Raw genomic sequence first — 10,647 nt, 5'->3', positions numbered from 1 at the left:
GGCTGTCGGCATCGAGGAAGCACCCGGGGGGGGGAAGCCGATGATGCGCATCGCTGCGCGGAAGCCGAGGGGCGCATCGCGCGCACGTCTCGCCATCGTGGGAGCGGCCTGCGGCGCTCTGCTGCTGGCAGCCTGCACCGGCACAGCGCCGGAGACGACGGCGACGACGTCCGCGGCGTCCGCCCCGTGCACGGCGCCGGCCGCCGAGATCGGCACCGGCGGCAAGATCGGCCCCGCCCAGCGCCTCACCCGCACCCTCTCCAGCGGCGCGGTCTGGAGCCTCTGCTGGAACGTGGATCCGAAACGGGGGCTGATGCTCTCCGACATCCGCCTCGCGCCGCCCGACGCCCGGCCCATCCGAGTCATCTCCTCCCTCTCGCTCTCCCAGCTCGAGGTGCCCTATGACACCGGCGACAGCACCACCCACGACATCACCGAGGCCGGTTTCGGCGGCACCAAGATGCTGGCGCTGGACGACGCCTCCTGCACGGGCGACCGGCTGTCCACGGCGCTCCCCGACATCGACGACGGCGCTTACGGGAAAACGCGCACCAGGAAGGTGCTGTGCTCCGAGCAGGTCGACGGCGGCCTCTCGTACCACTCCAGCGCCTGGGCGACCCAGCCCCAGGCCGATGCCCGCCGTACCGACTGGCGGCTGTCCACGATCTCGCGCGTCGGCTGGTACGAGTACGTCACGCAATACACGTTCGGCGCCGACGGATCCATCGCTGTTCAGCTCGGCGCGACAGGCGATCTCTCCCCCAACGACTTCACCGACGCGGACCACGGATCCGACGTGGGCGATCACGAGTACGCGGCGAGCCACTCCCACAACGCGGTCTGGCGCGTGCACTGGGCGCTCGACGGCACGGGCGGACTCGCCGTGCAGCAGTACGACGCGACCCCGACCGGAGCGGACGGCGCGAAGGCCCCCGTGCTGAACGGATCCCTCACCCCGATCCCGGATCCGGCGCTCGCGCAGTGGCAGGACCGCCGCTGGTGGCAGGTGCTGAACCCCGCCGTGGAGAACAGCGACGGGCACCCGATCTCGTACCAGATCGAGCTCGCGCGCACCGACGGATTCGTGTTCTCGGACGATCATCGGCACGGTGCGACGGCGGGCTACGACGTCGCGTTCACGGACTTCGACGCCTGCCAGAAGTACGCGACGAAGAACCCGGGCGACTGCGGCAGCGGGGTGCGCGAGTTCGTCGAGCGCGGTGCGGACCGGGCGCTCTCGGACGTGGTGTCGTGGGTGGCGGTCGGGTTCCACCACGTGCCCCGGGATGAGGACCAGTCGCCCATGGAGCTGCACTGGCAGGGCTTCAGCCTGCTGCCGCGCGATCTCACCGCGACCCGTTTCGACGCGCCGCCGGGGTACGACGACCGCAACGGGCGCTACGACAGCCCGTGGAAGAGCCCCTCGCCCACGCCCTGAGCAGAGCGACGCCCTGAGCGCGGGACGCGGTCCGTCCTCTCGGGGATCGGCGCTCCCCCTCTTGACGCTTCTCAGGACCGGAATCTGGCAGCCCCTCGGCTCGGGGCCTATCCTGACCGCATGACCGAGAACCCGGATCCGCATGTCGTCGCCGAGGGGCTGCTGCCGACGCCGTTCACCGCCGACGAGATCCGCGCCGCACTGCGCGACGGAGCCGTGATCCGGGTGCGGATCGAAGCCCCCGACGGCACGGCCTCGGAGCGGATCAGCCGCTACTCCGAGGGCCGCGACGAGGACGTGCTGCTGGAGAGCCACCCCGTGGGAGCGCCCGAGACGGCGACCGGCGGACGGGTCTCCTGGCGGGCGCTGCAGGCGCACGCCGCATTCCCCGCCGACCGCACGGCGGTCGCCGACGACACGATCGAGCACCCGCTCGGGCGCCTCGAGTGCCTGCGGTACACCGTGAGCGACGACGACGGCGGCGCGGTGTTCTGGTTCGCGCTCGCGCATCCGGGGATGCCCGTGCGCTACGAGACCACCGATGCGTCCGGGACCACGCGCATCACGGTGCAGGAGATCACGGCGGACTGACCTCGCGCGTCGGGGTCGCCGAGCGCCCCGGTCTCAGGCGTCGGTCGAGCCCAGCACGGCGTCGAGCAGGCCCGGGAACCTCGCGTCGAGGTCGTCCCGGCGGAGCGTCAGGATGCGGCGACGTCCGTGGGGTTCGTTGCGGAGCACCCCTGCCTCCCGCAGCACCTTCATGAAGTGCGACTTCGTCGACTTCGGCAGGTTCGGATCCGTCGCGTGGCACGCCGCCATGTCCAGCGGGCCGTCGACGAGCTGGCGGGCGATCGACAGGCGCTCGGGGTCGCTGAGCGCGAAGAGCACCGCTGTGAGCTCGATCTCGGAGCGCTCCGGGTGCGGAAGGTCGACGGCCCCTGGCATGGTTCGATAATACTTGAACATTCCGAGCCAGGCGAGTAGCGTGCACATCGTTCGAGAATTCTCGAACAGATGAGGAGCCGCCATGACCACCCAGCCGATCGCGACGCCGCGGATCCCGGAGCCCGCCGCCCTGCCCGGGCGGCCCGTGCGCACGCGCTTCGGGTTCGTCCTCGCGATCGTCGCCCAGATCCTGATGATGGCGGGAGCGAGCGCCCCCTCTCCCTTCTACCCGGTGCTGGCGCAGCATCTCGGCTTCGATGCGATCGTGATCACCGTCGTGTTCGCCGTCTACGCGGCCGCCCTGCTGCTCACGCTGCTCGCCGCCGGGTCGCTCTCCGACCACATCGGACGCCGCCCCGTGATCGTGACAGGGCTCGTCCTGCTCGCGGGCAGCATGCTGCTGTTCGGGAACGCCGGATCCGTGCTGCTGCTCGTGCTCGCGCGGATCCTGCAGGGCGTCGCGAGCGGCCTGCTCATCGCCTCCCTCTCCGCGACGGTGCTCGACCTCGCGCCGCCGGCCCGCCCCGGGACGGCGGCGCTCTGGAACGCGCTGAGCCCCGGGATCGGGCTCGCCGCGGGCGCTCTCGTCGCCGCCCTCGCCCTCGATGCCACGGCAGAGGCGCTGCCCGAGGTGTTCACGCCCCTCGCGGCCGTGTATCTCGTGATCGCCGCGCTCGTGCTCATCGCCCCCGAGACCGCGCCGCTGCTTCCCGGGGCCTGGGCGTCCCTGCGCTTCCGCCTCTCGGTTCCCGCCGGGATCCGCGCCGAGTTCTGGCGGGCCGCGCCCGCGGTCATCGCCGGCTGGGCGACCGGCGGGCTGTTCCTCTCGCTCGGAGCGAGCATCGTCCGCGGCGAGCTCGGCGGCGCCGCGCACCTGTGGCAGGGGCTGGCCGTCGCGCTCCTCGCGGGCGTCGGCGCCGTCACCGCCTTCGCGATCCGGCACCGCTCCGCTCGCACGATCGTGATCTTCGGCGCCGCCGCACTCGCCGCGGGCACCGCTCTCTCCCTGCTCGCACTCGGGCTCGGCTCGCTGCCGGCGTATCTGGTGGCGGCCGCAGTGACGGGGATGGGCTTCGGCACCGCGTTCTTCGGCGTCGTCGGATCCCTCGCCCCGCGCATCCCGGCGACTCAGCGCGCCGACGCCTTCGCGGTGCTGTACCTGCTCGCGTACCTCGCCTTCGGCGTTCCTGCGGTCGTCGCCGGAGTGCTCGTCGCCGAGGTGGGGCTGGGAACCGTCTGCGTCGGTTACGGCGTCGTCGTGATCGTGCTGTCGCTGATCGCGCTCGTGCTGCGCGTCCGCCGAGCCGACTGACTCGCACGCTTGGACCGGGATCGTGCTCCGGCACGGGCCGTGCGCGTCGGCGGTCATCCGCTGTTCACCCGGCCGCAACCAGCCGTCCGCCTCGGCTGGCCAGGCTCGGAGGGACTCCCCTTCCCCCGTTCCCTGGAGACCTCCGTGCCCCTGCTCCGCTCGCGTCGCACGCTCGCCGTCGCGCTCGCCTCCTTCCTCGCCCTCGGCGGATCCGTCCTCGCCGCCGTCCCCGCCTCCGCCGCGGAGACGCCCACCGACGTCAAGGACGCCTCGTGCTCCGTCGGCGACCTCCGCGACCTGTGCGCTCCCGTGGGCGAACTGCTCGACGTGCGCGTCGGCGACGTGCACCCGACCCAGCCCTCGCTCGGCTACGACGAGGTCTACTACAAGCTCGGCCGCTACGACGCCGCTCTCTCGAAGGACGCGATCAACAAGAAGTTCGCCGACTGGTGCGAGGCCAACGGCCAGCAGGACGCCGCGAGCGCCCAGCCGGGCGCGACGCTGACGGATCCGTCCACCTTCACCTGCACGGTCCCGGTCGGCAGCGAGACGGCCGACACGATCGCCCCGATGAAGACCGTCGTGATCGGCCCGAAGGGCGTGCTGTACCTCACGGACGGACACCACACGCTCACCTCTTTCCAGGAGAACAGCGGTCCCGATGTGCACGTGCGCCTGCGCGTGCTCGGCAACCTCTCCGGCCTGTCGGATGCGGACTTCTGGGCCGCGATGCAGGCGAACAAGTGGACCTGGCTGCGCGACGTGGACGGCGAGGCGATCACGCCCTCGCAACTGCCCGCGAACGTGGGGCTGGCGAACTTCGAGGACGACCGCTTCCGCAGCATCCTCTACTTCGCGCGCGACATCGGCTACGCCGCCGACGGCGCCGTGCCGTTCCAGGAGTTCTACTGGGGCACCTGGCTGCGCACGCGCACGGACATCCCCGTCGCCGGCTGGAACCAGGACGACTGGGCCGGATCCCTCGCGCTCGTCAAGCAGCTCTCCCAGGCGCAGGTCGCGCTCGGCGCGGGCGCCGTCGTCGACCCGCAGTCCGGCTACACCGCGGGCGACCTCAGCGTGCTCGGCGCCTGGAACGACGGCAAGGCCGAGGGCAAGGGCGAGTGGGCGAAGCTCGCGAAGCCGTACTCCGACGCCAAGCCCGGCAAGCTCGCGTACATGACCGAGTACCGCCTGCGGAACGTGCCCGCCCCCACGGCTCCCGCCGCTCCCGCCGCTCCGCTCGCCGTCGTCGGCGGCACGTCGCCCGCCGGCTCCCACGTCGCGATCTCGTGGTCGGCGCCCGCCGACGGCGGCTCGGCGCTCACCGGCTACACCGTCGCGCTCGGCGCCGCCCGGTCGGCCGAGGTCGACGCCCGCGCCACGTCGTTCACGTTCGACGGGGTCGCCCCCGGTTCGTACGCGCTCACGGTCACCGCGCACAACGCGATCGGGTCGACCGCCTCCACCGGAACGCCGGTCGTCATCGCCGACCCCGCCGCCGTGCGGGGCGCCGTCGCGATCACCGGCGCGCTGCGGCCGGGGGGCGCCGTCACGGTCACCGCGAACGGCCTCGCCGCCGACGCCTCGGGCTTCGCGGTCGAGGTGCACTCCGACCCGGTGTCACTGGGCACGGGCAGCACGGATGCCGCCGGCGCCTTCACCCTGCAGGCCGCACTGCCGGCCTCTCTGCCCGCCGGGGCGCACACGGTGACCGTGTCGTTCAACGGCACCCCGGTCGCCTCGGCCGCCTTCACGGTGGCGGACGCGGGCGGCGGCGACGGAACCGGCACGACTCCCGGATCGGGGTCGGCCGGGTCCGGTTCGGCGTCCAACGGATCCGGATCCGGAGTCTCGGGCACCCTCGCGACCACCGGATCCGCGGCGCCGATCGGGCTCGGCATCGCCGGTGCGATCGTGATCGCCGCCGGTGTGCTGCTGCTCGCACGACGCCGCACCCGCGTCGGCGAGGACTGACGCCGCAACACGACGAAGGGCGCACGACCGCGATCCGGTCGTGCGCCCTTCGTCGTGCCGAGGCTCGATCAGCGGGGTCCCCGCCGGAACAGCCCCGCGAACAGCGCGTGCAGCAGCGGCAGCGCCGACACACTCATCAGCACGGTGCCCAGCACCGGGTTCGCCGTGAGCACCACGGCTCCGCCGATGAGCAGCGCCGCGAACAGGAGCGCCGAGACACCGCGCCGGACGAGTCCGTCGATCCGGTCCAGACGGCGCTCGATCCGCGAGGTGTCGAAGGTGACGGATCCCTCGTCGACCCGGGTGATGATGTCGTCGATCCGCTTCGGCAGCCGCCAGAGGATGCCCGCGTTCGACACGGCCTGCTGAGACAAGTCCCGCACGACGTTGCCGCTCTCGTCGGTCAGCAGCCGGGTGGCGTAGGGCTCGATCGACTCCCAGATGTTGAACTGCGGATCCAGCCCGCTGCACATGCCTGAGGTGAGCGACACCGCCCGGATGAGCAGGAGGAGTCCCTCGGGCAGCTGCACGGGCAGCGAGCGCATCGTGTCGCCGAACTCGTCGGCGAAGCCCTGGAACTCGCGCGGATCCACATCGCGGAGCTCGGCGAAGCCCATCCCGCCGAACCGCGCGAACAGGGCACTGAGCGCCCGTTCGAGCTCGCGGTTCTCGGCGGACGGCATGAGCACGCCGATCTCCTGGGCGGCCGCGACCATGCCCTTCCCGTCGCGGGAGGCCGCGGCGATGAAGAGCGTGCGCAGCCCGTGCCGGATTCCCTCCGGAACCTCGGCCATCATCCCGAAGTCGATGAACGTGAGGCGCCAGGCCGGGTGCGCCGCATCGGCGCCGGTCGCCGAGCCCGGCACCGGCGGTGCGGCGCCCGGCATCCCGACCCCGCCCGCGCGGTGCGGCGTCACGAAGATGTTCCCCGGATGCGGATCCGCGTGCACGAACCCGTGCGTGAAGAGCTGGTCGAACATGACCTCGGCGAACACCCGCGCCACGTCGGCCGGGTCGATGCCCGCCGCGCGCAGGGCGTCGACGTCGTTGATCTTGATCGCGGTGACGTCGGCGAGCGTGAGCACGCGACGGGTGGTGCGCTCCCAGGCCACGGCCGGCGCGTCGACCCGCGGATCCCCCGCGAAGTTCTCGGCGAACCGCTCCGCGGCGGCAGCCTCGTGCAGGTAGTCGATCTCCTCGAGGCTGGTCTGCGCGAACTCCTCGACGAGAGCGGGCGCATCGACCCGGTCGGCGACGAACCGGATGCGGCGCAGCCACCCGCCGACCCGGCGGAGGGCGGCGAGATCGGTCGCGACGACCTGATCGATCCCGGGGCGCTGCACTTTCACGACGACGTCGGCGAACCCGGTCACCGCCGCGTCCTCATCGGACAACCGGGCGCGATGCGCCTGGCCGAGCGATGCGGCGGCGAGGGGCGTCTCGTCGAAGGACGCGAACGCGCGCTCGAGCCGCACCCCGAGCTCGGCCTCGGCGAGCGCGCGGATCCGATGCACCGGCACCGCGGGCACCTCGTCCTGCAGGCCGGCGAGCTCGGCGGTGATCTCCGGGGGCAGCACGTCCAGCCGCGACGACATGAACTGGCCGACCTTGATCATGAGTCCGCCCAGCTCGACCGCGAGCACGTGGAAGCGCTGCGCGAGGGTGCGCATCCGGCGCTCCCGGCTCTTCTCGGCGACTCCGGTCAGGCCGAGCCGCGGCAGAGCGAGCTCGAACCACCAGGTCTGCACGAGCACGCGTGCGGCGAACGCGAGGATCCGCCGGTAGCGCGCCCGCAACGGAGGGGCCTGATCTCCGGCCGCGCCTGTGGGCTTCGCCGGGGCTCCCGGGCTCCGATCATCGACCATGCGGATGCGCCTCCCGTCCCATCTTCCCGCGCGGGGACCGCGCGAGCATCCCCGGCACCGTCGCCGTGCCGAGCACCGGGCACAGGGGCCGATCGACGGTGCGGTCGAGCCGGCGGAATCGCGCAAGCACGTCCGGCGAGACCCTCGGGAGCGGGACGGCCGACGCCGCCCCCGCCCTTCGTCGCTCTCCCGAATCGTCCGCCATCAGTCGGCGAGGATCGCGTACAGACGGCGACGCGCTTCGTCGAGCACGTCGATCGCCTGCTGCACCTGCTCCGGAGTGCCGGTGCGCGCGACCTGCGCCGCAGCCCCCGCGAGGTCGACCCCCGCCTTGGGCAGCGCGCCGAACGACGCCGCGCCCGCGCGAGCGCCGGAGCCCTCCCACGGAGGGGCGCCGGCCTCGTCGGCGACGGCGCGACCCGCCTCGGTGAGCGAGTACGTCTTGCGACCGCCCTGCTCGGCGGCCTCGATGAGCCCCTCGTCCGCGAGCAGCTGCAGCGTGGGATAGACGGATCCGGCACTCGGCTTCCAGGAGCCGCCGCTGCGCTCCTCGATCTCCTGGATGATCTGGTAGCCGTGCATGGGCTGCTCGGAGAGCAGCGCGAGCACGGCGGCGCGCACGTCGCCGCGCGCCATGCGCGGGGCCTGAGGGCGCTGGTCGAAGGCGGAGCGCAGGTGCTCCATCGCCTCCCAGAGACCGGCCGTCGGGTTCATCCCCGGGCGTCCGCCGAAGCCTCGCCCTCCTCCGGGACCGAACCCCGGCCCGCCGAATCCGCGCGGTCCATATGCGTTGTCCATGACGACCTCCTCGATTCCCGCTCACCCCGAGCGATAGTCAACGATATGTCGCTATGTATCGGAAGGGAAGAGCAGCCCCTATGAATCGGAGGAGAAGAGCATCTGCATCGTCTCGATGCGGGAGTGCTCGACGTGCGCGAGCGCCAGGGCCCCCGCCCGCTCGACCTGCCCCTTCACGACCGCGTCGCACAGCTCCTGGTGCTCATGGTGCAGATCCCGGTCGTCCGGCGTGTTCGCCAGATGGAACAGGCGCTTGACCCGGCCACGGACCGGCAGCATCAGATCCTGCAGCAGCCGACTGCCCGCGAGGTCGACGAGCTCGTCGTGGAAGTCGGATGTCGCCTCGGCGAGCTCCCCCTGGACGTGGACGTCCAGGGCACGCGCGGCGAGCGAAAGGGCCTCCGTCAGCCGCTCGCCCGAGACGCCGGACGCGCAGCGGGCCGCGGCCAGGCGCGCCGCGAGGGGCTCGAGCGAGGCTCGGACGTCGAAGAGCTCGGCGACGTCGACGGCTTCCATCGGGGCGACGATCGCCCCCTTGTGCGGCACCGTGCGGATGTACCCCTCGGCCTCCAGGCGGGGGAACGCCTCCCGGATCGGCACACGGGACACCCCGAGCTGCTCGACGACCTCGCGCTCGCGGACGCGACTGCCCGTCGGCAGCCGACCGTCGATGATGCGGTCGCGGATCCACTCGTAGACCCTCACCCCCTGAGAGGCGCCGGGATGCATCTCCTCCGACTCCGCCGTGGTGCTCTGCGCCATCCACCCATCCCCTTCTCCCCGATGCTTGCATGACAAAAAGTACCCGATCGCAGCCATCGAGTCGCTGATTCCCTCTTCTTGTATAACAATCCTTCGTTTTGGTATACAATTCTGAATCGAGCCCCGGCTCGTCCCCGGTCAGCCTTCAGCACAAGGGAGTCTGCGCATGACCACCACCTCCGCCCCGGAACGGGACCGCCCGCGCACCCTGAAGCGCGAGCTCGGCCTGCCCGCATTGATCGCCTACGGCCTCACCTCGATGGGCGTGCTGTCCGTCGTCTCGGTGTACGGCCCCGCCACGAAGATCAGCGACGGCCACCTCCCCGCCGCCTACGTCGCCACGATCGTGATCATGCTGTTCACCGCGCACAGTTACGGACGCATGGCCGCGCACGTGCCGATCACCGGCGGGGCGTACGCGTACGTCACACGCGGCTTCGGCCCCGCCACCGGGTTCCTCACCGGCTGGGTCATGCTGCTGGACTACCTGTTCCTGCCGATGGTGAACTTCCTGCTGTTCGGCCTCTACTTCAACAGCCTGTTCACCTCGGTGCCGTCGTGGGTCGGCACGCTGCTGTGCATCCTCGTCGTCGCGGTGTTCAGCATCATCGGGGTCAACTGGATCAAGCGGATGAACTCCGTCGTGATCGTCGCATCGGTGCTGGTCATCCTCGCCTTCCTCGTGCTCGCCGTGATGAACGCGCCGAAACTGAGCCTGGAGGCGGTCGCCCGGCCGCTGTCGATCGGGGACGGCGGGATCCTGCCGATCCTCGCGGCGGCCGCGATCGTCGCCTTCGCCTTCCTCGGCTTCGACGGCGTCTCGACCCTGGCCGAGGAGACGAAGGATCCGCGCCGCAAGGTGCCGAAGGGCATCGTGCTCGCTACGCTCTTCGCGGGGCTCGGCTACCTGGCGTTCGCGATCGCCGGCAGCCTCATCGCGCCCGACTGGACGAAGCTGCAGAACCTCGACGCCGCAGGCACCGAGCTCATGCAGCACGCGGGCGGAGACGTGCTCATGGTCACCTTCGTCATCGTGAACACGGCAGGCATCGTCCTCTGCGGAACGGCCGCGCAGATGAGCGTCAGTCGCGTGCTGTTCGCGATGGGCCGCGACGGGATCCTTCCCCCGGTGCTCGCCCGGCTGCACCGCCGCTTCCGCACTCCCTACGTCGCCGCGCTCGTGGTCTCCGTGGTTGCGCTCGTCGCCCTGTTCATCACGCTCGACCAGGCCGTGTACATGATCAACTTCGGCGCACTGATCGCGTTCGCCATGGTGAACCTCTCCACGATCCAGGTGCTGTTCTTCGACATGAAGCTGCGCCGCGGCTGGGGACTGGTCCGCCATCTCATCCTGCCGATCGTCGGATTCGTCTCGATCGCCTGGCTGTGGACCTCGCTGGCACCGTTCACGTATGCGCTCGGCTGCGTCTGGCTCGCCATCGGAGTCGTGATCTACCTCGTGCGCCGGAAGCGACAGGGCGGCCCCCTCGCCCTCCAGCTCGACGACGCGAGCACCGAGGCGATGCCGACGCTCCCCTATCAGGACTGACCTT

The 10,647-nt window shown here is 71.5% G+C and carries 9 protein-coding genes; 5 read left to right on the top strand and 4 right to left on the bottom strand.

What is annotated here, in order from left to right:
• The first annotated feature begins 40 nt into the window (after window positions 1-40).
• Both J8G10_RS17740 and J8G10_RS17735 read left to right on the top strand, forming a co-directional pair.
• Window positions 41-1,438, top strand: coding sequence for a copper amine oxidase (locus tag J8G10_RS17740; RefSeq protein WP_251448142.1), 1,398 nt, complete (start codon window positions 41-43; stop codon window positions 1,436-1,438).
• A gap of 120 nt (window positions 1,439-1,558) precedes the next feature.
• The gene (locus J8G10_RS17735; protein WP_251448139.1) at window positions 1,559-2,029 is read left to right on the top strand and encodes a hypothetical protein; all 471 of its coding nucleotides are present in this window, start codon (window positions 1,559-1,561) and stop codon (window positions 2,027-2,029) included.
• Window positions 2,030-2,062: 33 nt separating this feature from the next.
• On the opposite strand, the gene J8G10_RS17730 is transcribed toward J8G10_RS17735, so the two are convergent.
• Window positions 2,063-2,383 carry a helix-turn-helix transcriptional regulator gene (locus tag J8G10_RS17730; RefSeq protein ID WP_251448136.1) on the bottom strand — a complete coding sequence of 107 codons (321 nt, stop codon included), beginning with the start codon at window positions 2,381-2,383 and terminating at the stop codon, window positions 2,063-2,065.
• A gap of 82 nt (window positions 2,384-2,465) precedes the next feature.
• On the opposite strand from J8G10_RS17730, the gene J8G10_RS17725 reads away from it, so the two are divergent.
• Both J8G10_RS17725 and J8G10_RS17720 read left to right on the top strand, forming a co-directional pair.
• Window positions 2,466-3,695 (top strand): MFS transporter, encoded by a 1,230-nt coding sequence (locus tag J8G10_RS17725; protein ID WP_251448133.1) that lies wholly within the window; start codon window positions 2,466-2,468, stop codon window positions 3,693-3,695.
• Between the two features lie 144 nt (window positions 3,696-3,839).
• Window positions 3,840-5,669, top strand: coding sequence for a ParB-like protein (locus J8G10_RS17720; protein WP_251448130.1), 1,830 nt, complete (start codon window positions 3,840-3,842; stop codon window positions 5,667-5,669).
• A 68-nt stretch (window positions 5,670-5,737) separates the two neighbouring features.
• Here J8G10_RS17720 and J8G10_RS17715 read toward each other — a convergent pair whose 3' ends face one another.
• From J8G10_RS17715 to J8G10_RS17705, 3 genes are all read right to left on the bottom strand, one after another.
• A complete protein-coding gene (locus J8G10_RS17715; RefSeq protein WP_251448127.1) occupies window positions 5,738-7,534 on the bottom strand; it encodes an AarF/ABC1/UbiB kinase family protein in 1,797 nt (598 codons plus the stop codon).
• 204 nt (window positions 7,535-7,738) lie between these two features.
• A complete protein-coding gene (locus J8G10_RS17710; RefSeq protein ID WP_251448124.1) occupies window positions 7,739-8,332 on the bottom strand; it encodes a PadR family transcriptional regulator in 594 nt (197 codons plus the stop codon).
• A gap of 78 nt (window positions 8,333-8,410) precedes the next feature.
• Window positions 8,411-9,094 carry a GntR family transcriptional regulator gene (locus J8G10_RS17705; RefSeq protein ID WP_251448122.1) on the bottom strand — a complete coding sequence of 228 codons (684 nt, stop codon included), beginning with the start codon at window positions 9,092-9,094 and terminating at the stop codon, window positions 8,411-8,413.
• Window positions 9,095-9,260: 166 nt separating this feature from the next.
• On the opposite strand from J8G10_RS17705, the gene J8G10_RS17700 reads away from it, so the two are divergent.
• The gene (locus tag J8G10_RS17700) at window positions 9,261-10,643 is read left to right on the top strand and encodes an APC family permease (protein WP_251448119.1); all 1,383 of its coding nucleotides are present in this window, start codon (window positions 9,261-9,263) and stop codon (window positions 10,641-10,643) included.
• Window positions 10,644-10,647: the final 4 nt, after the last annotated feature.

The organism is Microbacterium sp. USTB-Y, assembly GCF_023703415.1.
Taxonomy (GTDB): Bacteria; Actinomycetota; Actinomycetes; order Actinomycetales; family Microbacteriaceae; genus Microbacterium.
Note: the sequence above shows the minus strand (reverse complement) of the source record. Positions and strands in the feature narration are given on the sequence as shown.